This window comes from Actinacidiphila sp. DG2A-62 (assembly GCF_035825295.1).
In the GTDB taxonomy this organism is placed as follows: domain Bacteria; phylum Actinomycetota; class Actinomycetes; order Streptomycetales; family Streptomycetaceae; genus Actinacidiphila.
The window spans coordinates 4,844,984-4,868,222 of the sequence record NZ_JAYMGI010000002.1; the positions used below are offsets into that span (position 1 = coordinate 4,844,984).

The following is a 23,239-nucleotide window of genomic DNA, read 5'->3' on the forward strand; positions in this document are numbered from 1 at the left end:
CGTTCGGGCGGCGCCCGGGGGCGGGGGGCTTACAGGGACTGGGGGTAGACGAACAGGCGGGTCGGGTCCAGGGTGGACTTCAGGGCGGCCAGGCGCGGGGCGTTCGGCCCGTAGTAGGCGGTGCGCCAGTCGGTCAGGGTGGGGTCGGTGTAGTTCGCGTAGGCGCCGCCGGACGCGTGGCGGCGCATCGCGGCGTGCAGGGTGTCCAGCCAGGACGTCGACGACAGGCCGTCCGAGGCGATGTACTGCGCGAGCACCCGCGAACGCCGGTGCGGGAACGCGGTGTCCGTGGGCGCCGGGCGGTTGACCGCGCCGCCGAGCGCGGTCAGCGCGACCGAGCCCGTACCGCTGCCCGACCGCGAGGACAGCCGCGCGACCTGGGAGAGCAGGGTGTCGACGCCGGCCGCGGACAGGTCCGCGTCGTAGAAGTCCGAGCGCGCGGTGTACGTCTCGCGGCCCAGGTCGCCCGCCGGCGGCAGGTGGCACTGCGCGACCGAGCGGCTCTCGCAGCCCGCGTAGGAGAACATCGCCTCCACGAAGCCGTGCGTGTGCACCGAGACCGACGAGGCGGGGGAGCCCGAGGCGTCGGCGAGCGCGTCGGCCGCCGCGGACAGGCCGGAGCGCGACCCGGTGGACAGCATCGGCACCGAGACGGTCGGCGCGCCGCCCGCGTCGCAGTCCAGGTGCAGCGCGGACCACAGGTGGTCCGGCTGGTCCGGCCCCCAGGACTGCCACGCCCTGACCACCGCGGCGGCCCGTGACCACGGCCAGGTGAGGTAGCCGGTGACGACCGAGGACGGCGCCGGGTGCGTGGTGAACCGCAGCGAGGTGACGACGCCGAAGTTGCCGTTGCCCGCGCCGCGCAGCGCCCAGAACAGGTCGGGCTCGGCGTCCGCGGAGACCGCACGGGTCCGGCCGTCAGCCGTCACGATCGTCGCGCCGATCAGGTTGTCGCAGGTCAGGCCCATGGACCGGCTGAGCACGCCGTGCCCGCCGCCCAGTGTCAGACCGGAGATCGCCACGGACGGGCAGGAGCCGCCGGGGACGGTGCGGCCGCGGGCGCCCAGCGTGCTGTAGACGTCGATCAGCCGCGCGCCGGCGCCGATCGTGGCGACCGTGCCGTCCAGGCGGATCGAGTCGAGCTTGGAGACGTCGACGATCAGCTTCTTGTCGCCGCTGGACCAGCCCGCGTACGAGTGGCCGCCGCTGCGGATCGCCAGCGGCGTGGCGGTGCGCCGCGCGAAGTCCAGGCAGGCGCGGACGTCGTCCTCGCCGGTGACGTACGCGATCGCGGCCGGGCGCAGTCCGTCGAAGCGGGTGTTGTACAGCCGGCGGTCGGTCGGGTACGCCTGGTCCTGGGGGCGGACCAGCGTGCCGTGCAGGGACGAACCCAGCGCGGACCAGTCGGCCTTGGCCGGCGGCGCGGTCGTGGTACGGGTGGCGGTCGCGCCGGCGCCCGTGCCGGTGGTCGCGGAGGCGCTCGGGCCGCGCGGGGCGTCGTCGGTGCTGCCGCCGTCGTCGGTGCACGCGGTCAGCAGCGCGCCGGCGAGCACCGCGCCGCCGGCCAGCAGCGCGCCGCGGCGGTCGGCCCGCAGCGAGGTGACGCCCCTTCGGTCCGCGCGGGGCGGCGCGCCGGGGCCGGGCGTCGCGGTCGCGCCGGGAGCGGCGGCCGGGACCGTGCCCGGGAACAGGTCCGTGCCGGAGGCGGCGTCCGCCCCCGGGAGGGCGCCCGGGACCGCGTCCTCGCTCGGGTTCGTCCCGGTCTTCACTCGCACCACCGCCGCATCAGGTTCCACCGGAATCGTCGGTATCCCAAGACGCCGAAGCAAGGGTTCCGGTTGCCGGTGGGCTGTGACGCCCGACACGTGCGGCGGGGAGGCGTACGGATACGGATACGGGTGTGGATACGGCGCACCCGCGCGCGGTACGGAACGCCGGCGGCCGGTGCGCGGCGCCGGCCGCCCCGTCACGCGTCCTGCCCGGCCAATGCGTCCTGCCCGGTCACGCGTCCTGCCCGGCCGCGCGCCGCCCCCGCGGCGACCCGCTCAGCCCGCCGCGTGGTCCGTCGCGTCCCGCCGCGCGCGGTCGCGGGCGCGCCGCGCCGGGCCCTTCCAGCCGCAGGAGCACCGGGCCACCGCGAACGAGCCGCGCTCCACGACCGAGATGGCGTGCGCGGAACCCCCGCCCCCGCCGGCCGTGCCGCCCGCCGCGCCGCCGCCCCCGCCCGCCGCGCCGGCCCCGCCGCCCCCGCCTCCGCCGTCCGCCGGACCGGCTCCGCCCGCGTCCGTACCCGCCACGTCCGCCCAGCTGGTCCCGCGGGCTCGTACCTCACGCACGGCTCCACGGTAACGGGCGCGGGTGACGGGCGTGACGGCCTGCTCGGGACCGTCGTTATCCGGCTGAGGCCCCGACGAGGCCGCGGCCGGTGCGGGGGCCGGGGCGGGCCGACAGGGATGGATGAGTGATGGCACCGGTCTCCAGCAGGACACGGCGGGCGCACGAGCACGACGCCCCGCCGACCCACCCGCCGCGCCCCGCGCCCGTCGCGGCAGCCGCGTCCCCGGCCCACCCGCCGCGTCCCGCGCCCGTCGCGGCGGCCGCGTCCCCGACCCACCCGCCGCGTCCCGCGCCCGCCACCGCCACCGCCGTCGCGGCGCTCGGCGCGCTCGCCGCCCTCGCCGCGCTGACCGGGTGCGGCGGCCGGGGCGCCGCGGCCACCGTGCCCGCGGACGGCGCCGCGGTCGCCGCCGAGGGCAGGACGCCGGCGTCCGCGGTGGCCGGCGCGGCGGACACGCTGGTGCGCGAGGGCAGTTCGCGGGTGTCGACGTCGATGCGGATGGCCAGCGGCGGCACCTGGGTGACCATCTCCGGCACCGGCGACTTCGACTACGCCGGCGGGCGCGGCCGACTGCGCCTGGTGCTGCCGCGGGACGCGGTCGGCGCGCAGGAGCACAAGCCGATCACCGAACTGCTCATGCCGGGCGCGCTGTACATGAAGGACCGCGGCGAGGGCGTGCCGGACGGCAAGTGGGTGCGGGTGGACACCACCCGCGTCGCCGACGGCAATCTGGTCACCGGCGGCGCCACCGAGCCGCTGGCCGCCGCCGAACTCCTGCGCGGCGCGGCGGACGTGGCGTACGCGGGCGAGGAGACCGAGCAGGGGCTGACGCTGCGGCACTACCGCGGCGTCGCCGACATCGCCAGGGCCGCGGCGGCCGCGCCCTCCGCCCGGCGCGGCCCGCTGGCCGCCGCGGCGAAGGGCTTCACGGTGACGACCGTGCCGTTCGACGTCTGGCTCGACGCGCAGGGCCGGCCGCGGCGGCTCACCGAGAGCTTCACCTACGGCCCGCCCGCCGAGCCGTCCGGGCAGCGCGCCGCCGAGCCGTCCGGAGGGCGGGCCCCCGCCCGCGGGCTCACTGTGGTCTGTACCACGTCCTACGACGGCTTCGGCGCGGCCGTCCCGGTGACCCTGCCGCGAGCTGCGGACATCTGGACCGGCAAGATCGTTTCTCCTCGGGTGTCGTAACGGGTCGCCTGATCGGGCCTCATCGAAATGGTCCATCCGTGCCATGCGCCGGGGCACACATGGTCCCTACGCTTGAGGCGGCCGTTCGGGATGAGGAGGTGGTGCACGCATGGTGCCGTCGCCCTTGGCTTCGGTCCAGGACGATCCGGTCGCCCTCGCCGAGATCGAGTGGTGCGGCGAGCTGATGATCGCCGCGTCCGCCGCCGACGAGGAGCGGCTCAGCGCCGCGCGGATCGACGAGGTCCTGGAGGTCGCGCGCGCCGCCCGCGTCCCGGCCGCCGGCTGAACCGGGCCGAGCCCGCCCGCCGCGCCGGCCGCTGACCGCCGGCCGGATCGACCGACCGCCGGATCGCGCCGCCGGCCGGGCCCGCCCCTCAGGTCCGCAGCAGCCGCGCTATCGCCGCCGTCGCCTCCGCGACCTTCTCGTCGATCTCCGGGCCGCCGCCGACCGCCGCCGCGGCCACGCAGTGCCGCAGGTGCTCCTCCAGCAGCTGCAGGGCGAACGACTGCAGCCCCTTGGTGCTCGCGGAGACCTGGGTGAGGATGTCGATGCAGTAGACGTCCTCCTCGACCATCCGCTGCAGGCCGCGCAGCTGTCCCTCGATCCGGCGCAGCCGCTTCAGATGGGACTCTTTGTCATGGCTGTAGCCATGAGGACCGTGCGGCTCCACAATCTCCCCGGAGACGCTTTCCGCGACGCTTCCCCCAGCGCTCTCGGTGGTCATCCGCGTTGCCGCCCTTCTGTCCCGTTATACCCCCGGCGGGTATATCTTACCGAATCGATACGATGTGCGAGGCATCCCCGCTGCGGGGGACTTCGCCCCATGGGCGACACTGGTGACGCCGGTTAGCCGTGGCCGGATGATGCGCCTAGCATCATCGAGACCGAATCCCATGCACCCCGAGGACCAAACGTGCGCTTTCGTCTGACCCCCAGGGAGACGAGCTTCTACGACATGTTCGCCGCATCCGCGGACAACATCGTCACCGGTTCAAAGCTCCTCATGGAACTCCTCGGAGCCGATTCGGCCACCAGGACGGAGATCGCCGAGCGGATGCGGGCGGCCGAGCACGCCGGCGACGACGCGACGCACGCGATCTTCCACCAGCTCAACTCCTCCTTCATCACGCCCTTCGACCGCGAGGACATCTACTCCCTCGCCGGCTCGCTCGACGACATCATGGACTTCATGGAGGAGGCCGTCGACCTGGTCGTCCTGTACAACATCGAGGAGCTGCCCAAGGGCGTCGAGCAGCAGATCGAGGTGCTGGCCAGGGCCGCGGAGCTGACCGCGGAGGCGATGCCCAACCTGCGCACGATGGCGAACCTCACCGAGTACTGGATCGAGGTCAACCGGCTGGAGAACCAGGCCGACCAGATCCACCGCAAGCTCCTCGCGCACCTGTTCAACGGCAAGTACGACGCCATCGAGGTGCTCAAGCTCAAGCAGATCGTGGACGTCCTGGAAGAGGCCGCCGACGCGTTCGAGCACGTCGCCAACACGGTGGAGACCATCGCGGTCAAGGAGTCCTGACCCACGTGGACACCTTCGCCCTGGTGGTGACCGTCGCGGTCGCCCTCTTCTTCACCTACACCAACGGATTCCACGACTCCGCGAACGCCATCGCCACCTCGGTGTCCACCCGGGCGCTCACGCCCAGGGCGGCGCTGGCCATGGCCGCGGTGATGAACCTGCTCGGCGCGTTCCTCGGCAGCGGCGTCGCCAAGACCGTCAGCAAGGGGCTGATCGCCACCCCGCACGGCCGGCAGGGCATGGGCATCCTCTTCGCGGGGCTGGCCGGCGCGGTGGTCTGGAACCTGATCACCTGGTACTTCGGGCTGCCCTCCAGCTCCACCCACGCGCTGTTCGGCGGGCTGGTCGGCGCGGCGCTGGCCGGCGGCACGACGGTGCACTGGAACGGCGTGGTGGACAAGGTCATCGTGCCGATGTTCCTGTCGCCGGTGGTCGGCATCGTGGTCGGCTATCTGATCATGCTGGCGATCCTGTGGTTCTTCCGCCGCTCCAACCCGCACAAGGCCAAGCGCGGCTTCCGGATCGCGCAGACCATCTCGGCCGCCGCGATGGCCCTCGGGCACGGCCTGCAGGACGCGCAGAAGACCATGGGCGTGGTGGTGCTCGCGCTGGTCATCCACGACCCGTCGCGCGGCTTCGGCATCCCGGTGTGGGTCAAGATCGTCTGCGCGGTGATGATGTCGCTGGGCACCTACGCGGGCGGCTGGCGGATCATGCGCACCCTGGGCCGGCGGATCATCGAGCTGGACCCGCCGCAGGGCTTCGCCGCCGAGACGACCTCGGCGGGCATCCTCTACGCCACCTCGTACCTGTTCAAGGTGCCGGTCTCCACCACCCATGTGATCACCTCCGCGATCATGGGCGTCGGCGCGACCAAGCGGGTCAAGGCGGTGCGCTGGGGCGTCGCCAAGAACATCGTGGCCGGCTGGTTCATCACGATGCCGGCGGCCGGCGTGGTCGGCGCCGTCTGCTACTGGATCGTCAAGCTCTGCTTCGGCTGATCCGGGCCCCGGCAGGCGCGGCGCAAAGGCCCGCGGCGGCGCGCCCGGTGCGGCCCCGCGGAGGTGCGCCGGGCCCCGCCCCCGTCAGGGGAGCGGGGCCCACGCCGTACGGTGGCACCGCCATGCAGCACCGCACGGCGGTCCTTGTCACCCGAAGCGGCCGGAGATGTAGTCCTCGGTGGCCTGCACGGACGGGTTGGCGAAGATCCGCTCGGTGTCGTCGATCTCGATCAGCTTGCCGGGCTGGCCCACGCCCGCCAGGTTGAAGAAGGCGGTGCGGTCCGACACGCGGGCCGCCTGCTGCATGTTGTGCGTCACGATGACGATGGTGAAGCGGGTCTTCAGCTCGCCGATCAGGTCCTCGATGGCGAGGGTGGAGATCGGGTCGAGCGCCGAGCAGGGCTCGTCCATCAGCAGCACCTGCGGCTCGACCGCGATCGCGCGGGCGATGCACAGCCGCTGCTGCTGGCCGCCGGACAGGCCGGAACCGGGCTTGTTCAGCCGGTCCTTGACCTCGTTCCAGAGGTTGGCGCCCTTGAGCGACTTCTCCACGATGGCGTCCAGCTCGCTCTTCTTGCGGGTGCCGTTCAGCCGCAGCCCGGCCGCCACGTTGTCGTAGATCGACATGGTGGGGAACGGGTTGGGGCGCTGGAACACCATGCCGACGGTGCGGCGCACGGTGACCGGGTCGACGCCGGCGCCGTAGAGGTTCTCGTCGTCCAGCATCACCTTGCCCTCGACACGGCCGCCGGGGGTGACCTCGTGCATGCGGTTCAGGGTGCGCAGGAAGGTGGACTTGCCGCAGCCGGACGGGCCGATGAAGGCGGTCACGGAGCGGGGCTCGACGGTCATCGAGATGTCGTCGATGGCACGGTGGTTGCCGTAGAAGGCGGAGAGGCCGCTGACGTCGATGCGCTTGGCCATGGGATCACTTCTTTTCTGCGGGTCTGCCAGGTCTGCCGACTGCTGACGGGGGTTGCCGGGATGCCGGGCGGCCGGGATGCGGCCGGGCCGGCCGGGGTCGCGTCAGCGACCTGTCTTGGGCGCCTTCCAGCGGGCGATGCCGCGGGCGATCAGGTTCAGGATCATCACGAACGCGATCAGCACCAGCGCCGCACCCCACGCGCGGGAGTACGAGGCGTCGTTGCCGTTGCCGTACTGCTCGTAGATGAAGTACGGCAGCGAGGACTGCGGGTGCTGGAACGGGTTGGTGTTGATCATGTTGCTGCCGAAGACCAGCAGGGCGATCGGCGCGCTCTCGCCGGCGATGCGGGCGATGGCCAGCATGACGCCGGTGGTGATGCCGCCGATCGCGGTCGGCACGACGACCCGGGTGATCGTGCGCCACTTGGGCACGCCCAGCGCCAGCGACGCCTCGCGCAGCTCGTTCGGCACCAGCTTGAGCATCTCCTCGGTGGAGCGCACCACGACCGGCACCATCAGGATGGCCAGCGCCAGCGAGCCGGCGAAGCCGGAGGCCGGGGCCTTGCCGAGGAACTCGAACCAGACCGACAGGATGAACAGACCGGCCACGATCGAGGGGATGCCGGTCATCACGTCGACGAAGAAGGTGACCCACTTCGCCAGCGCGCCCTTGCCGTACTCCACGAGGTAGATCGCGGTGAAGATGCCGATCGGGGCGGCGATGACGGTGGCGATGCCGACCTGCTCCAGCGTGCCGATGATGGCGTGGTAGACGCCGCCGCCCTTCTCCAGGGTCAGCACGTTGTTCATGGAGTGGGTCAGGAAGGTGCCGTCGATGACGCCGGCGCCCTTGCTGATGGTGGTCTCCACCAGCGAGTACAGCGGCACCACGGCGAGGATGAAGCTGGCCCACACCAGGCTGGTGGCGACCCGGTCCTTGGCCTGCCGGCGGCCCTCGACGCGGGCGGTGATCACGTACGACCCGGCGACGAAGAGGATCAGCGCGATCAGGCCCCACTGGATGTGGCTGGACAGGCCGGCGCCGGCGCCGATGCCGCAGCCGACCGCGATCGCGCCGACGGCTATGGCCGCGGGGCTCCAGCGGGGCAGCCGGCGGCTGGCCAGCTTCGGGGACGCGGGGGCGTCGGAGGGGACGGTGTCCATCACGGTGTCGGTCATGCGTTGGCCCCCGAGTACTCCTTGCGGCGGGCGATGATCATCCGGGCCGCGCCGTTCACCAGCAGGGTGATGACGAACAGCACCAGGCCGGAGGCGATCAGCGCGTCCCGGCCGAACTCGTCGGCCTCGCCGAACTTGGCGACGATGTTCTGCGAGAAGGTGCCGCCCTGCGGGTCCAGGATGTGCGCGGACAGCTGCGGCGAGGCGGACAGCACGGTGGCCACCGCCATCGTCTCGCCGAGCGCGCGGCCCAGGCCCAGCATGGAGGCGCTGATGATGCCGGAGCGGGCGAAGGGCAGCACCGACAGCCGGATGACCTCCCAGCGGGTGGCGCCGAGCGCCAGCGCCGCCTCCTGGTGCATCTTCGGCACCTGGCTGATGACCTCGCGGCTGACGTTGGTGATGATCGGCAGGATCATGATCGCCAGCAGGATGCCCACGGTGAACAGCGAGCGGGCCGCGGAGTTGGGGTCGGCCTTGTGGAAGACGACGGTCCAGCCGAGGTACTTCGTCAGCCACAGGTTGAGCCCGCGCAGGTGCGGGACCAGGAAGAGCGCGCCCCACAGGCCGTAGATGATGCTGGGGACGGCGGCGAGCAGGTCGATCACGTACGCGATCGGGCCGCCGAGCCGGCGCGGCGCGTAGTGGGTGATGAACAGCGCGATGCCTATCGCGATCGGGACCGCGATGATCATCGCGATGATCGCGCTGACCACGGTGCCGTAGGCCAGGACCGCGATGCCGAAGGTCGGCGGGTTCAGGCTCGGCGTCCACTCGAAGGTGGTCAGGAAGTTGGTGTGGTCCTTGGAGATCGCTTGGACCGCGCGGACGGTGAGGAAGACCGCGATGGCGGCCATCACCACGAGCAGCAGGATGCCCGAGCCGCGGGACAGGCCGGAGAAGATCCGGTCGCCGGGGCGGGTCACGGTGCCGGCCTTGCGCGACGGCACCCGGGTGTCGGGGGGCGGAGCGGTGGTTGTCATGGGGGTGTCTCCGGTCTGGATGGGGGAGTGTGCGGTTCCCCCGGCGGCGGTGCACCGGATGTACGGCGGGCCCCGCGGTCGCCCTGTGCGGCCGCGGGGCCCGCCGTCGGGGTCAGGACAGCGTGCTGATGGTGCTGCGGACCTTGGTGGCGATCTCGGTCGGCAGCGGCGCGTAGCCCGCGGTGGACAGCTTCGCCTGGCCGGCGTCGCTGGCGATGTAGTTCAGGAAGGACTTGGTCAGCGGCAGGGTGCCGGCCTTGTTGCCCTTGTCGCAGGCGATCTCGTACGTCACCAGGACGATCGGGTAGGCGTTGTCCGCCTTGGTGGTGTACGCGGCGCTGAGGTCCAGCGCCAGGTCGGAGCCGGTGCCGACGACCTTGGCCTGCGCGATGCCCGCGGAGGCGTTGGCGGTGGTGGCCTCGACCGGCTGGGAGGCGCCGGTGTTGATCTTGACGGTCGGGATGTTCTCCGAGGTCGCGTAGGACAGCTCGAAGTAGCCGATGGAGCCCTCGGTCTGCTTGACCAGCGCGGCCACGCCGGAGGACTTCGCGGCGGCCTGGCCGCCCTTGCCCGCCCACGCCTTGGCGTGCGGGTACGGCCAGTCGGCCTTGGCCGCGCCGCCCAGGTACTTGGTGAGGTTGTCGGTGGTGCCGGAGTCGTCCTGGCGGTGCACCGACTGGATCTTGGTGCTCGGCAGGTTCACACCCGAGTTCAGGGCCTTGATCGCCGGGTCGTTCCAGGTGGTGATCTTGTTGTTGAAGATCTTCGCCAGGGTCGGGGCGTCCAGCACCAGGTTGTTCACGCCGGGCAGGTTGTAGCCGATGGCGATCGGGCCGCCGACCATCGGGATGTTGATGCCCTCGCCGCCCGCGCAGACCTTCTTGGAGGAGGCGACCTCCTCCGGCTTCAGCGGGGAGTCGGAGCCGGCGAAGGCGTCCGTGCCCTGGTTGAAGTCGACGATGCCCTCACCGGAGGACGACGGCTTGTAGTTGATCGTCGCGCCGGGGCAGGCCTGCTGGTAGTCCTTGACCCACTGCTCGATCGCGTTCTGCTGTGCGGTGGAGCCGGACGAGAGGATCTGGCCCTTCTCGCAGGAGATGCCGGACGCGTTGGCGCTGCTGCTGCTCGACTGGCCGCCGGCGCTCGGGCTGGAAGAGCTGTTGTCGCTGCCGCTGTTGTCGTCCGAACCGCAGGCGGTCAGGACCAGCGCCCCGGTAATCGCGACCGCGCCGACGGTCAGGGCCCGCAGCCCGCTCTTACGCTGAAGCTTCACCTTCGTGTGTTCCTTCCGAGAGCCCGCCGGTGGACGGCGAAGCAGAGGGTCGTGTGTTTCTGCATCCACCCGGCGGCATGATGCGCACCGGTACGGCCGAAATTAGGCAGATCAGGTGAAGCGCCCGGCCGGTGGGAATGAACACGAGGTGAACCTCGTGCGTCGGTGCGGTAGCACGTCGTGCGCCGCCCGGGAAAACGCACGTCGCGCACCACGGGTCACACCCGTCGCGCAGCCGGCCCGGCGCTACGCGCGTCGACGCGCCCGCCGTACGGAGCCCGGACGCCCTCCGTGGCCGCGCGCCCGGCCCGCCCGGCCCGCCTTACGCGGCCGGGCCCTCGGGCCCGAGCGGCGGCGCCGCGTCCAGCACCGGGCGGTCCCGGTCGTGGGTCAGGCGCAGGCGCGCGGTGGCGAGCGGCAGCCAGGCTATCCGGTCCACCTCGCGCGAGGGCGTGAAGTCGCCGCCGACCGCCTCGGCGGCCCAGTAGCGGACGACCTTGGGACGGCCCTCGACGCGGTAGCGGATCGTGGTCAGCTCCTGGCCGAGCACGCACTCCATGCCGGTCTCCTCCCAGGTCTCGCGCCGCGCCGCCGCGGCGAAGTCCTCGCCACGCTTCAGCTTGCCCTTGGGAAGGCTCCAGTCGTCGTAGCGCGGCCGGTGCACCAGGGCGATCTCGACGCCGCGGCCGGCCGCGGAGCGGCGCCACAGCACGGTGCCGGCCGCGCGCACCAGGTCGTGCGGCTCCGGTCCGGGGCCCGGGTGCGCGGAGGTCACCGGGCCCTGGCCCCCGGCACGGCGGGCTGCGGCGCGGGTCCGGCCGCGCTCCCTCGGCGGACGGCCGCCTGGGCCCGGTCGCCCGCCTCGGGCCGGCCGCCCTCGGCGGGGTCGTCCTCGGCGCGGTCGTCCTCGGCACGCTCGCCGGCCTCCGGGAGCGGCTGCCACAGCCGGGAGAAGGCGAAGCGCGCGGCCTCCACCTCGTGCCGCTGGTCGGCGTGGAGCACCCCCAGCGCGTACGCGGTCGCCGGGGCGATCCGCGGGGTGCGCGCCGCGGCGGCCACCGCCGAGGCGCACTCGGCCGCCTCGTAGTGCCGCGACAGCAGCGCCGACGCCTCGGCCAGGCGCGACGCGTCACCAGTTGCCGCGCCCGGCACCTCGGCGGCGTAGCGGGCCAGCCGCAGCAGCACCCGCACCTGGTGCCAGGGCGCGTCCTGGAGGTCGGCGGCCAGGTCCGCGCCGAGCGCGGCCTGCACCGCCTCGGCGTTGTACGGGTGCCCGGCGCGGTGCAGCGGCAGCGCGGCGGCGGCGTCGGCGAGCCGGGCGTGCGCCGCGGCGGCCAGCGGCGGCAGCGCGTCGGCGGCGGGCCGCGCGGCGGCCGGCGCCAGCGGCACCTCGGAGGCGAGCACCGCGACGGCGTCGGCCAGCGCGTGGAAGCGGGAGGAGCCCATCGCCTGCAGCGTCGCGGAGTGCGCGCGGGTCCGGGCCAAGGTGAGCTGCCGCTCCAGCAGCGCGGCGGCCCGCGCCGCGCCCAGCGCCGGCGGCTCGTCGGCCGCGGACAGCCGGCGCAGCGCCTCCAGCAGCCGGTCGAGCCGGCCGGTGTACTCCGGCTCGCGGCCCAGCGTCGCGGCCAGCCAGCCCAGCTCGGTGCGCAGCGGCTCGGCCCACGCCTCGTCCACCAGCGGCGCGTACGTGCGCAGCGCCCCGGACAGCCGCCGGGCGCTCCGGGCCAGCTGCGGCTCCGCCTGGCCGTCGGCCTCGGCGCGCAGGCCCAGGGCCCGCAGGAAGGCGGTGGCCTGGCCGCGCAGGTACGCGCCGAGCACGTCGCCGGCCGCCCCGGAGCCCGGGTCCGCGCCGCCGGGGGCGCGGCCCGCGTCGCCCGCGCCACCGCTCCTGTCGCCCGTAGCCCCCGTGTCGCCCGTAGCCCCGGTGCCGCCCGTAGCCCCGGTGCCGCCCGTGCCGTGGGCGCCCGGGGCCGCGCCCGGGTCGGGGTGCGGCGGGCGGAGGAGGCCCGGCGGCGGGCCGTCGTCGGCCATGTCGCGGTTCACCACTGCTGCGCTCCCCGTGTCCCCGTCGTCCGCGGGGCGACGGCCGCCGCGGGTGCTCGTCGTGCCCGGCCGGCCGGGACGGCCGCTCCGGTCGCGGATCTGCGGTGCGGGGACCGCGGTCCCCGCACCGGCCGTGTCATGTCGCTGCTGACGGGCCACGCCGGCGCCTCCGGGCGTCGATCAGCATCTCCTGCACGTTGCGCAGCGGCCGCCCGTCGGCGTCCGTGCTGTGCCGGGTCCAGTCCCCGTCGGCCGCCAGGTGCCAGGAGGACGTGGTGTCCGACATCCCGGTCTCCAGCAGGCGGTTGAGGGTCGAGCGGTGCGCCGGGTCGGCGACCCGGACCAGCGCCTCGATCCGGCGGTCGAGGTTGCGGTGCATCATGTCGGCGCTGCCCAGCCACACCTCGGGCTCGCCGCCGTTGCCGAACACGAACACCCGCGAGTGCTCCAGGAACCTGCCGAGGACGCTGCGCACCCTGATGTGCTCCGACAGGCCCGGCACGCCCGGGCGCACCGCGCAGATGCCGCGCACCCAGATGTCCACCGGCACCCCGGCCTGCGAGGCGCGGTAGAGGGCGTCCACCACCGCCTCGTCGACGATCGAGTTGACCTTGATCCGCACGTACGCGGGCCGGCCCGGTGGTGCTGGATCTCGGCCATGATCCGCGAGATCAGCCCGTCGCGCAGGCTGCGCGGCGCGACCAGCAGCCGGTTGTACGCCTCGCGCCGGGAGTAGCCGGACAGCCGGTTGAACAGGTGCGAGAGGTCGGCGCCGACCTGCTGGTCGGCGGTGAGCAGGCCCAGGTCCTCGTACAGCCGCGCGGTCTTCGGGTGGTAGTTGCCGGTGCCCACGTGGCTGTAGCGGCGCAGCGTGTCGCCCTCCTGGCGGACCACCAGCGACAGCTTGCAGTGCGTCTTCAGGCCCACCAGGCCGTAGACGACGTGGCAGCCGGCCTCCTCCAGCTTGCGGGCCCACTTGATGTTGGCCTGCTCGTCGAAGCGCGCCTTGATCTCGACCAGCACCAGCACCTGCTTGCCGGCCTCGGCGGCGTCGATCAGCGCGTCGACGATCGGCGAGTCGCCGGAGGTGCGGTACAGCGTCTGCTTGATCGCCAGCACGTCCGGGTCCGCGGCCGCCTGGTCCAGGAACGCCTGCACGGAGGTGGAGAAGGAGTCGTACGGGTGGTGCAGCAGGATGTCCCGCTCGCGCATCGCGGCGAAGATGTCCGGCGCGGTCGCGGACTCCACCTCGGCCAGGTCGCGGTGGGTGCCGGCGATGAACGCGGGGAACTTCAGCTCCGGGCGGTCCAGGCGGGCGATGGCGAACAGCCCGGTCAGGTCCAGCGGGCCGGGCAGCGGGTAGACCTCGTCCGCCTTCATCTTCAGCTCGCGCACCAGCAGGTCCAGCACCCGCGGCGCGATGGACTCCTCGACCTCCAGCCGCACCGGCGGGCCGAAGCGGCGGCGCATCAGCTCGCGCTCCAGCGCCTGCAGCAGGTTCTCCGCGTCGTCCTCCTCGACCTCCAGGTCCTCGTTCCGGGTGACGCGGAACATGTGGTGGTCGAGCACCTCCATGCCGGGGAACAGCTCGTCCAGGTGCGCGGCGATCACGTCCTCCAGCGGGACGTAGCGCTGCGGGCCGGCCTCCAGGAAGCGCGACAGGATCGGCGGGACCTTCACCCGGGCGAAGTGCTCGTGCCCGGAGACGGGGTTGCGCACCACGACCGCGAGGTTCAGCGACAGGCCGGAGATGTACGGGAAGGGATGTGCCGGGTCCACCGCCAAAGGAGTGAGGACCGGGAAGATCTGCTGGCGGAACAGCGTCGCCAGCCGTGCCTGCTCCTTGCCGGTCAGCTCGCCCCAGCGGATGACGTGGATGCCCTCGTCGGCCAGCTGCGGCGCGACCTCGCCCTGGAAGCAGGCGGCGTGCCGGGCCATGAGCTCGCGCGAGCGGGTCAGGATGCCGTCCAGCACGTCCCGCGGCTGCAGGCCGGAGGCGGACCGGGTGGCCACGCCGGTGGCCATGCGGCGCTTGAGGCCCGCGACCCGGACCATGAAGAACTCGTCCAGGTTGCTGGCGAATATCGCCAGGAAGTTGGCGCGCTCCAGCAGCGGCGTGCTGGGGTCCTCGGCCAGTTCCAGCACGCGCTCGTTGAACGCCAGCCAGCTGCGCTCGCGGTCCAGGAAGCGGCCCTGCGGCAGTTCCTCGCCGAACTCCTCGCCGGCCTGGTCCAGCGCCGGCGGCTCGGGCTCCAGGTCGGGCACGACCCGCGGCCGGAAGGCGCCCTCGGGCTCCTCGCCCGCGTCGCCGCGCGCGAGGGCCCGGCCTGCTTCGGGCGCGGGGTGCGGGGGCTGGACGGGCACGCCCGGGTGGTTCGTCTGGGCCATGGTCTACGCGCCCTCCTCCGGCTCCGACACACACAGCATCCGGCCGGCGGCCGCGCGACGGCGTCCGGCCGTGCGTCCATTGTCCCGTCTCACGGGAGGTTTCGGCAGGTCGGGCGGGTGCGTGGGGGTAGGGGCGGCGGGCTGCATCCTGCGATGGTCGCAAGGTCGGTTGAACCGTTGGTAACGACGGCATGGACGTACGGCGTCCAGCACGCCCCCGGGGGGCTCGACGCCCGGCGTCAGGTCTCCGTGCGGTACATGAGGTCGGTCTCGTGGGTGGTGAAGCCGAGCCGCTCGTAGACGGTGACCGCCGGGACGTTGTCGGCGTCGACGTAGAGCATCGCCGTGCGCAGCCCGCGGTCGCGCGCGAGGTGGCGCAGCCCGATGGCGGTGAGCGCGCCGCCCAGGCCGCCGCCCTGCTCCGCCGGCGCCACGCCGACCACGTAGACCTCGCCCAGCCCCTGCGGCTGGTGCACCTTCGTCCAATGGAAGCCGACCAGCGCCCCGCCGCGCTCGGCGAGGAAGAAGCCCGCCGGGTCGAACCACGGCTCGCCCTCGCGGTCCAGCAGGTCCCGCAGCGTCATCGAGCCCTGCTCGGGGTGGTGCGCGAACGCCGCCGCGTTGAGCGCGAGCCACGCCTGCTCGTCCTGCCCGGGGACGAAGGTCCGCACCGTCACCCCCTCGGGCAGCCGCGGCTCGGACAGCCCGGTGAGTCCGGCGTCCAGCGGGCGGCGCAGCTGCCGCAGCTCGCGGAAGAGCTCCAGGCCGAGCCGTACGGCCAGGTGGCGGGCCGCCGGGTGGCCGCCGTGCGCCCACACCCGCAGCCGCTTGCCGGTGGCCGCGAGCAGTTCCCGGCCGAGCGCCCGCCCGTGCCCGCGCAGCCGGTGCCCGGGGTGCACCACGAACTCCGCGGCGGGCGCCTCGACCGGGTCGGTGCCGTCGATCTGCCCGTACCCGGCCAGCTCGCCGCGGCCTCCCGCGTCCCCGGCCGCGCCGGGGGCGAAGAGCAGCACGTGCCGCACGCCCTCGCGGCTGCCCGGGCGCAGCCGCAGCCGGCCCTGCTCGGAGATGGCGGGCTGGCCGTCGGCCGCGGCGGCGGCCTGGATCAGGTCGGTCACCGCGGCGGCGTCGGCCGCGGTCAGTTCGGTCAGTTCCTCGATCCGCCGGTCGCTCATGCCGAGATCGTACGGCCCGGCCCCGCGCCCGCGGCGGCGGCCTGAGCCGGGGCCGCGGGCGGTGTCACCGGGATGAGCGCGGCCGACACGCACGCCGTCGCCGCGGCCAGGGCGAAGCCCGGCCAGTATGCGGTCGCCGAGATCACCGCGGCCATCGCCGGCGGCACCAGCGCGGCGGTGAGGTTCTGCCCGGTGTTGTGGACGCCGAGCGCCCGGCCGGACCAGGCGGGCCCGGCGTGCTCGGCGGTGGAGGTGAAGGACAGGCCGTTGGTGCTGGAGGTCAGCGCGATCGCGGCGACCAGGAAGACCGCCGTCAACGGCGAGGGGAACGCGGTGGTCAGCGCCGTCGCCGCGACCAGGACGGCGGTGGCGGCGGCGAGCTGCCGCATCGGCCGCAGCCGGTGGCCGACCCGGTCCGACCAGCGGCCGACCGCGATCCGCGACAGCGCGCCGAGTCCCTGCGCGACCGCGATGAGCTGCCCGGCGTGCACCGGCGACCAGTGCCGTACGTCGGTCAGCAGCACCAGCGCGAAGGCCCCCGCGGTGAACTGCGGGACCACCAGCAGCGCGGCCGAGCCGTGGATGCGCCACAGCACCGTCGACCCGCGGTACGGGTTCGGGGCCGGCTCCGCGCCGCGGGCCGGCGGCCTGGCGGGATCGGCGGCGAACAGCGCGATCAGCGCGGCGATCACCGCGCACACCACGGCCAGGAAGCCGAACGCGCCGCCCAGGCCGTGGTGCGCGGCCAGCGGCGGCATGGCCAGCGCGGCCACGCCCATGCCCAGCGGCGTCGACGTCTGCCGGATGCCCATCGCCAGGCCGCGCTCGCGGGCGGAGAACCAGCCCATTACCAGCCGTCCGCTGGCCGAGTACACCGACGCGCCCGCGGCCCCGGCGAGCACCAGCAGCAGGCCGAGCGCGGCCATGCCGTGCGCCCACCAGGCCGCCGCGGCCAGCGCCGCCGCCGCGGCGCCCAGGCCCAGCGCGATGACCACCCGCTCGCCCCACCGGTCGGCGGCGGCCCCCCACAGGTAGAGCGCGAGCACCAGACCGGTGGTCGGGCAGGCCACCAGCAGGCCCACCTGCGTGAGCGACAGCGCCTCCCTGCCGCGCAGCTCGTCGGCGAGGTACGGCACCCCGTAGACGAACGCGCACGCCGCGGTCTGCGCCGCGGTCCCCAACGCCAGCATCACCCAACGCAGCACCGGCTCCGCACCTCCCGATCCCCAGGGCCACGTGCGCGCGGCCCGGTCCATGGTGGTGCCAAGTATCCGCCGAATCCGATGGATGAGACGCAGTGTTCCGTATCATGAGACACTGTACGGCCCGGCCGCACGGGTGCGGGCCTTGGGGGAGCGCCGCGGGAGAGGGGGTCAGCGCGGCCCGATGAGGCGGATCAGCAGCAGCACGGCCACCAGGACGACCGCGACGAGGATGTTGGGGAGCATGCCGGGCCGTCCGCGCTCAGGGGAGGTCGGGCGGCGCGGTCGGCGCGCCGGGCAGGGTGAGCGTGGCCAGGGTGCCGCCGCCGGCCGCGCGGGTCAGCGAGACCTCGCCGCCGGACTGCTGCACGGTGCGCGCGACGATCGACAGGCCCAGCCCGCTGCCGGGCAGGCTGCGCGCCGAGGGCGAGCGCCAGAACCGCTCGAAGACGTGCGGCAGTTCCTCGGCGGCGATGCCCGGGCCGTGGTCGCGCACGGTCAGCGTGCCGCCGTGCAGCCGCACCTCGATCGCGCCGCCGGCCGGGCTGAACTTCACCGCGTTGTCCATCAGATTGACGATGGCCCGCTCCAGCGCGGCGCCCTCGCCGCGCACGAACCACGGCGCCACGTCCGCGACGATCTTCAGGTCGGGGCCGCGCAGCCGGGCCCGGCGCAGCGCCGTCTCCGTCACCTCGTGCAGCGGCACCACCTCCAGCGCGGGCGACGCCGCGTCCGGCCGGGACAGCTCCTGGAGGTCGCCGATCAGCAGCGCCAGCTCGGTCACCTGCGCCTTCACCGACGCCAGCAGCGCCCGGCGGTCCTCCGGCGGCAGCGCCCGCCCGGTCGCCTCGCTGCGCTCCAGCAGCTCGATGTTGGTCCGCAGCGAGGTCAGCGGGGTGCGCAGCTCGTGCCCGGCGTCGGCGATCAGCTGCTGCTGGCGCTCGCGGGAGGACGCCAGCGCGCCGGTCATCGCGTTGAACGACTCGCTCAGCCGGGCGATCTCGTCCTGTCCCTCGACCGGGATGCGCACGCTCAGGTCCTCGGTGCGGGCGATGTGCTCGACCGTCCCGGTCAGCCGGTCCACCGGCCGCAGCCCGGCCCGGGCGACGAGCGTGCCCACGGTCGCCGCGCCCAGGACGCCCGCGCCGGCGACCGCCAGCAGCAGCCAGGCCAGCTTCGTCAGCGGCCCGGTCACGTCGCTGGTCGGGCGGGCGACCGAGAGCGCCGAGGTCTGTCCGCCGACGATGTACGGGATGGAGGTGGTGCGCACCCGCAGGCCGCGGTCGCCCTGCCGGACCGTGTGGGTCACCGAGATCTGCGGTCCGCCGGGCGCGGTGCCGGCGACCTCCTTGTCCTCGTCGGTCGTGCGGAAGGTCCCCGAGCCGCTGAGCCAGCAGGTGGTGCCGTCGGCGAGGACGATCTGCGCGGTGACGTTCGACGGATTGACGCCGTACTGCCCCCGGTCGGCAGGCGGGCCCTGGTCGCAGCGGATGTTCCCGACCGGGTGCGGCAGCTGCTTGACGGCGTCCGCCTGTGCTTGGCTCAGCGAGGCGTCGAGCTGGGAGTTCAGCTGGTCGCGGGTGATCAGCCAGCACGCCAGTGCCGCCGCGGCGACCGCGACCGCCACCGCGGCCGCGGTGAGGATCGCCAGACGCGAGCGCAGCGGCAGGCGGTTCACGCGTGACCGCCGTCGGGGGCGCGCAGCACGTACCCCACCCCCCGCACCGTGTGCACGACCCGCGGCAGGCCGCCGCCCTCGGTCTTGCGGCGCAGGTACATCACGTACACGTCGAGGGAGTTGGAGGACGGCTCGAAGTCGAAGCCCCACACGGCCTTGAGGATCTGCTCGCGGGTGAGCACCTGCCGCGGGTGGGTCAGGAACAGCTCCAGCAGGGTGTACTCGGTGCGGGTCAGCTCCACCGGGCGGCCGGCCCGGGTCACCTCGCGCGTGCTGGTGTCCATCCGCAGGTCGGCGAAGGCCAGGATGTGGCTGTCCTCCGCGCCCGCCCGGCCGGCGCCGGAGGCGTAGGAGCTGCGCCGCAGCAGCGCGCGCAGCCGGGCCAGCAGCTCGTCCAGTTCGAACGGCTTGACCAGGTAGTCGTCCGCCCCCGCGTCGAGCCCGGTGACGCGGTCGCCGACGGTGTCGCGCGCGGTGAGCATCAGGATCGGCGTGGTCACGCCCGACTGCCGCAGCCGCCGGGCGGTGGTCAGGCCGTCCATCCGCGGCATCAGCACGTCGAGCACGATCGCGTCCGGCCGGTAGGCGTCCGTCTGCTCCAGCGCGGCGAGGCCGTCGGCGGCCAGCGCGGTGTCGTAGCCCTCGAAGACCAGGGTGCGGCGCAGCGCCTCGCGCACCGCGGGCTCGTCGTCCACGATCAGGATGCGGGCGGGCGCCTCGCCGCTGTCGCCGGGACTCATGGTCGGTCTGCCTCGTCTGTCGCTCGTGTCGTCGGTGGATCGGCCGGGGCCGGCCCGGGGTCGGCCGCGGTGGGCCGGGGCCGGCCGGGGGTCTTGCGGGGTGGTCCCAGCGTCTCACGCGTCAGCTGTTCGAGCCGCCGGCCCGCAGGTTCGCCAGGTCCGCCTTCACGGTGTTGATCGGGATCGCGAAGCCGAGGCCCACGCTGCCGGCGCTGGAGGAGTCGCTGCTGGTGTCGGAGGACGAGGAGTACATCGCCGCGTTGATGCCGACGATCTGGCCGCTCATGTTGATCAGCGCGCCGCCGGAGTTGCCGGGGTTGAGCGAGGCGTCGGTCTGGATCGCCTTGTAGGTGGTGGTGGAGCTGCCGGTGGAGCCGTTGTACTGGTTGCCGCCGAAGGAGAACGGCCAGCGGCCGTCGCTGCCGCCGCTCCCGAAGCCGCCGAAGCCGCCGCTCTGGTCCTGCGGGCTCTGGCCGTCCTCGACCGGCACGGTCACGTCGCGGTCCAGCGCCGAGACGATGCCGCTGGTGACGGTGTTGCTCAGGCCCTCGGGGGAGCCGATGGCCACGACCTGGTCGCCGACCGCGACCGTGCTGGAGTCGCCGAGCGTCGCCGCGGCCAGCCCACTGGCGCCCCGCACCTTGATCAGCGCGAGGTCCTTCTGCGGGTCCGCGCCGACCAGGCTCGCGGTCGCGGTCTTGCCGTTGGTGTACGTCACGGAGATCTGCGAGGCGCCCGCGATCACGTGGTTGTTGGTGACGATCTGGCCGTCGCCGGTGATGATGACGCCGGAGCCGGTGGACTTGCCGTCGGCGGAGGTCGCGTTGATCTCCACCACGCTCGGGTCGACGGCCTTGACCACGCTCGCGACCGTGCCGTCCAGCTTGGCGGAGGCGTTGACGGCGCTGTTGGCGCCGCTCGTCGCGGCGGCGCTGGTCGAGTGGTCGGTGGCGTTGCCGATCAGGGCGCCCGCGCCGCCGCCGATGACGCCGGCCGCCACGGCCACCGCGGCGAACACCGCGACCGGCCGGCGGGCCCTGCGCCGCGCGTGCGGGGTGGGGGCGGGCACCGGCCCGGCGCCGAACCCGGCGGGCCGCGGCTGCGCCGGGTCGTACGGGGGCGGCGGCGGGGCGGCGGCGCCGTAGGGCGCGGGCGGGTAGGCGAGCGGGGGCTGCTGCGAGGACTCCGGGGCCTGCCCCGGGTGCGTGCCGTGCCCCGGGTGCGTGCCGTGCGCCGGGTGCGGGCTCTGCGCGGACGGCCCGGCGGTCCGGGGGTCCTGGGGGTCCTGCGGGTCCTGGGGGTCCTGGGGAAGGTGGCTGCTCTCGGTCATGTCTATGACTGTGCGGCCGTTTCATGAGAGCTTCCTGAGCGCACACTGAGAAGCCCGACAGAAGGAGGTATGCCCGATATAAGGAAGATCCCTGGTCAGCGGGGCCGTTCCTTACGCGGCCCCAACGCCCGCGCACGGGACCGCCGTTCGGGTGAACGCCAGGGGCGGTCGGCCGCGGGCGCAAGCCGCTGGTCAGCCGCAGCCGCAGGACGCCCTGACCACCAGCCGGGACGGGAACTGCCGCAGCCGCTCGCGGCGCGCACCGGGCACCCGCAGCGAGTCGTCCAGCACCGCGTCGACCGCGGCCCGGGCCATCGCCTGCCGGTCCGAGGCGACCGTGGTCAGCGGCGGATCGGCGAGCGCCGCCTCCTTCACGTCGTCGAACCCGGCCACCGCCAGCTCGCCGGGCACGTCGATGCGCAGCTCGCGGGCCGCCCGCAGCACCCCGATCGCCTGGTCGTCGGTGGCGCAGAAGATGGCCGGCGGCCGGTCCGGGCCGGCCAGCAGCTCCAGCGCGACCCGGTAGGCGTCGTAGCGGTTGTACGGGGCCTGGAAGAGGCGGCCCTCGGTGGACCGCCCGGCCTCCTGCATGGCCCGCTGCCAGCCGACCACGTGGTCGGTCACCGGGTCGCCGACCACCGGCGTCTTCTCGATGCCGCCGAGGCAGGCCACGTACGGGTGGCCGTGCTCCAGCAGGTGCCGGGTGGCCAACTGGGCGCCGCCGATGTCGTCGGTGACCACGGCGATGTCGTCGATGGCCTCGGGCCGCTCGTGCAGCAGCACCACCCGGGCGTCCCACGCCTCGATCTCGGTGGCCGCGTTCTCGCTCGGCCCCTGGCTGATCAGGATCAGCCCGGACACCCGCATGCCGAGGAACGCCCGCAGGTAGTGCACCTCGCGCTCGTCGAGGTAGTCGGAGTTGCCGACCAGCACCATCTTGCCGCGCTCGGACGCGGCCTGCTCCACGGCGTGCGCCATCTCCGCGAAGAACGGCTGCCGCGCGTCCGGCACGATCAGGCCGATCAGGTCGGTCCGCCGGCTGGCCATCGCCTGGGCCACGCGGTCCGGGCGGTAGCCGAGCTGCTTGATGGCCGCGAGGACACGCTCGCGGGTGGCCGGGGCGACCGGCCGGGGTCCGTTGTTGATGACGTAGCTGACGACCGCGGTCGAGGTCCCCGCAAGCCTGGCCACGTCGTCGCGCGTCACCTTGGGCACGTCGCGCAGTCTACGCGGGTGTACCGCCCCGTCACATGGATCGTGGGATCGTCATACGGTCTGTTCCGCCTGCTCCGCGGGGTCGGGTGCGGCGCCGGCGGCGGGGCTCGCGGCGGCGCCCTGGGCACGGCCCTGCGCGGCCTCGCTCCTGGCGGCCTCCTCGGCGGCCCGCTCGACCTTCTCCGGCGTCACGAACCGGTAGCCGACGTTGCGCACGGTGCCGATCAGCGACTCGTGCTCCACGCCGAGCTTGGCCCGCAGCCGCCGCACGTGGACGTCCACGGTGCGGGTGCCGCCGAAGTAGTCGTAGCCCCACACCTCCTGGAGCAGCTGGGCCCGGGTGAACACCCGGCCGGGGTGCTGCGCCAGGTACTTCAGCAGCTCGAACTCCTTGAAGGTCAGGTCGAGCACCCGGCCCTTGAGCTTGGCGCTGTAGGTGGCCTCGTCCACCGACAGGTCGCCGTTGCGGATCTCCATCGGGCTGTCGTCCGCGGTGATCTGCTGGCGGCCCATCGCCAGCCGCAGCCGGGCCTCGACCTCGGCCGGGCCCGCGGTGTCCAGCAGGACGTCGTCGATGCCCCAGTCCGCGGTGACCGCGGCCAGGCCGCCCTCGGTGACCACCAGCACCAGCGGGCAGCCGGGGCCGGTGGAGCGCAGCAGCTGGCACAGGCTTCGCACCTGCGGCAGGTCGCGGCGGCCGTCGATCAGTATGACGTCGGCGCCCGGGGTGTCGACCAGGGCGGGGCCCTCGGCGGGCGCCACCCGGACGTTGTGCAGCAGCAGCCCGAGCGCGGGCAGCACCTCGGTGGACGGCTGGAGGGCGTTGGTCAGAAGAAGGAGTGAACTCACCGGGCGCTCCCGTCGGTCGTCGTCCGGCCAGGACGCGGTGCCGGCGCCGCGGGCGTCGTCGTCGACGCTGGCGCCGGGCTCGTTTCGGTCGTCGTGGTCGTAGCGGTCTCGAACTGGCTCAAAGTGAACCCCTTGTCGGTCCGTGCGAGGCGACGCGCCTGTGCCGGAAAGCACGAAAGGACCCGGGGGCGACATTGC

General features: G+C 73.9%; 20 protein-coding genes and 1 pseudogene. 4 read left to right on the forward strand and 17 right to left on the reverse strand.

Translation table 11 applies throughout. From position 1 onward, the window contains the following. Positions 1-29: 29 nt before the first annotated feature. Positions 30-1,595 (reverse strand): FAD-binding oxidoreductase, encoded by a 1,566-nt coding sequence (locus VSR01_RS21660; protein ID WP_442785695.1) that lies wholly within the window; start codon positions 1,593-1,595, stop codon positions 30-32. A gap of 450 nt (positions 1,596-2,045) precedes the next feature. Beyond that, the gene (locus VSR01_RS21665) at positions 2,046-2,336 is read right to left on the reverse strand and encodes a hypothetical protein (RefSeq protein WP_326454018.1); all 291 of its coding nucleotides are present in this window, start codon (positions 2,334-2,336) and stop codon (positions 2,046-2,048) included. A gap of 128 nt (positions 2,337-2,464) precedes the next feature. Between VSR01_RS21665 and VSR01_RS21670 the strand changes: the two genes are divergently transcribed. Next, positions 2,465-3,526, forward strand: a complete 1,062-nt coding sequence (locus tag VSR01_RS21670; protein ID WP_326450834.1) for a hypothetical protein — start codon at positions 2,465-2,467, stop codon at positions 3,524-3,526. A 109-nt stretch (positions 3,527-3,635) separates the two neighbouring features. Then, on the forward strand, positions 3,636-3,812 hold the full coding sequence (locus VSR01_RS21675; RefSeq protein WP_326450835.1) for a hypothetical protein: 177 nt from the start codon (positions 3,636-3,638) through the stop codon (positions 3,810-3,812). 88 nt (positions 3,813-3,900) lie between these two features. Here VSR01_RS21675 and VSR01_RS21680 read toward each other — a convergent pair whose 3' ends face one another. Further along, positions 3,901-4,251, reverse strand: coding sequence for a metal-sensitive transcriptional regulator (locus VSR01_RS21680; RefSeq protein ID WP_326450836.1), 351 nt, complete (start codon positions 4,249-4,251; stop codon positions 3,901-3,903). Between the two features lie 189 nt (positions 4,252-4,440). Here VSR01_RS21680 and VSR01_RS21685 point away from each other — a divergent pair, with 189 nt between their 5' ends. Both VSR01_RS21685 and VSR01_RS21690 read left to right on the forward strand, forming a co-directional pair. After that, positions 4,441-5,061 carry a DUF47 domain-containing protein gene (locus VSR01_RS21685; RefSeq protein ID WP_326450837.1) on the forward strand — a complete coding sequence of 207 codons (621 nt, stop codon included), beginning with the start codon at positions 4,441-4,443 and terminating at the stop codon, positions 5,059-5,061. A gap of 5 nt (positions 5,062-5,066) precedes the next feature. After that, the gene (locus VSR01_RS21690) at positions 5,067-6,062 is read left to right on the forward strand and encodes an inorganic phosphate transporter (protein WP_326450838.1); all 996 of its coding nucleotides are present in this window, start codon (positions 5,067-5,069) and stop codon (positions 6,060-6,062) included. A 147-nt stretch (positions 6,063-6,209) separates the two neighbouring features. Here VSR01_RS21690 and pstB read toward each other — a convergent pair whose 3' ends face one another. The 14 genes and pseudogenes from pstB to VSR01_RS21760 form a co-directional block, all read right to left on the reverse strand. Further along, positions 6,210-6,986 (reverse strand): phosphate ABC transporter ATP-binding protein PstB, encoded by a 777-nt coding sequence (gene pstB, locus VSR01_RS21695; protein WP_326450839.1) that lies wholly within the window; start codon positions 6,984-6,986, stop codon positions 6,210-6,212. 102 nt (positions 6,987-7,088) lie between these two features. Further along, complete coding sequence (gene pstA / locus VSR01_RS21700; RefSeq protein ID WP_326450840.1) at positions 7,089-8,165, reverse strand: phosphate ABC transporter permease PstA; 1,077 nt, start codon at positions 8,163-8,165, stop codon at positions 7,089-7,091. Then, a complete protein-coding gene (pstC, locus tag VSR01_RS21705) occupies positions 8,162-9,148 on the reverse strand; it encodes a phosphate ABC transporter permease subunit PstC (RefSeq protein WP_326450841.1) in 987 nt (328 codons plus the stop codon). The genes pstA and pstC overlap by 4 nt, the downstream gene beginning before the upstream one ends. A gap of 112 nt (positions 9,149-9,260) precedes the next feature. Continuing rightward, positions 9,261-10,421: a phosphate ABC transporter substrate-binding protein PstS gene (gene pstS, locus VSR01_RS21710; RefSeq protein WP_326450842.1), complete on the reverse strand. Its 1,161-nt coding sequence runs from the start codon at positions 10,419-10,421 to the stop codon at positions 9,261-9,263. 322 nt (positions 10,422-10,743) lie between these two features. Next, entirely contained in the window at positions 10,744-11,196 is a 453-nt protein-coding gene (locus VSR01_RS21715) for an NUDIX hydrolase (RefSeq protein WP_326450843.1), read from the reverse strand. Beyond that, positions 11,193-12,452 (reverse strand): CHAD domain-containing protein, encoded by a 1,260-nt coding sequence (locus VSR01_RS21720; protein ID WP_442785696.1) that lies wholly within the window; start codon positions 12,450-12,452, stop codon positions 11,193-11,195. The genes VSR01_RS21715 and VSR01_RS21720 overlap by 4 nt, the downstream gene beginning before the upstream one ends. A gap of 148 nt (positions 12,453-12,600) precedes the next feature. Then, positions 12,601-14,852 (reverse strand): annotated as a pseudogene (locus VSR01_RS21725) (RNA degradosome polyphosphate kinase). Positions 14,853-15,091: 239 nt separating this feature from the next. Continuing rightward, complete coding sequence (mshD, locus tag VSR01_RS21730) at positions 15,092-16,027, reverse strand: mycothiol synthase (protein WP_326450845.1); 936 nt, start codon at positions 16,025-16,027, stop codon at positions 15,092-15,094. Continuing rightward, on the reverse strand, positions 16,024-17,232 hold the full coding sequence (locus VSR01_RS21735; protein ID WP_326450846.1) for an MFS transporter: 1,209 nt from the start codon (positions 17,230-17,232) through the stop codon (positions 16,024-16,026). Before VSR01_RS21735 ends, mshD begins: the two co-directional genes overlap by 4 nt. 259 nt (positions 17,233-17,491) lie before the next feature. Continuing rightward, on the reverse strand, positions 17,492-18,907 hold the full coding sequence (locus VSR01_RS21740; protein ID WP_326450847.1) for a sensor histidine kinase: 1,416 nt from the start codon (positions 18,905-18,907) through the stop codon (positions 17,492-17,494). Further along, positions 18,904-19,647, reverse strand: a complete 744-nt coding sequence (locus VSR01_RS21745; protein ID WP_326450848.1) for a response regulator transcription factor — start codon at positions 19,645-19,647, stop codon at positions 18,904-18,906. Before VSR01_RS21745 ends, VSR01_RS21740 begins: the two co-directional genes overlap by 4 nt. Before the next feature lie 121 nt (positions 19,648-19,768). Continuing rightward, complete coding sequence (locus tag VSR01_RS21750) at positions 19,769-20,977, reverse strand: S1C family serine protease (protein WP_326450849.1); 1,209 nt, start codon at positions 20,975-20,977, stop codon at positions 19,769-19,771. 192 nt (positions 20,978-21,169) lie between these two features. After that, positions 21,170-22,192 carry a LacI family DNA-binding transcriptional regulator gene (locus VSR01_RS21755; RefSeq protein ID WP_326450850.1) on the reverse strand — a complete coding sequence of 341 codons (1,023 nt, stop codon included), beginning with the start codon at positions 22,190-22,192 and terminating at the stop codon, positions 21,170-21,172. 51 nt (positions 22,193-22,243) lie between these two features. Continuing rightward, positions 22,244-23,041, reverse strand: coding sequence for a response regulator transcription factor (locus VSR01_RS21760; protein WP_326450851.1), 798 nt, complete (start codon positions 23,039-23,041; stop codon positions 22,244-22,246). Positions 23,042-23,239: the final 198 nt, after the last annotated feature.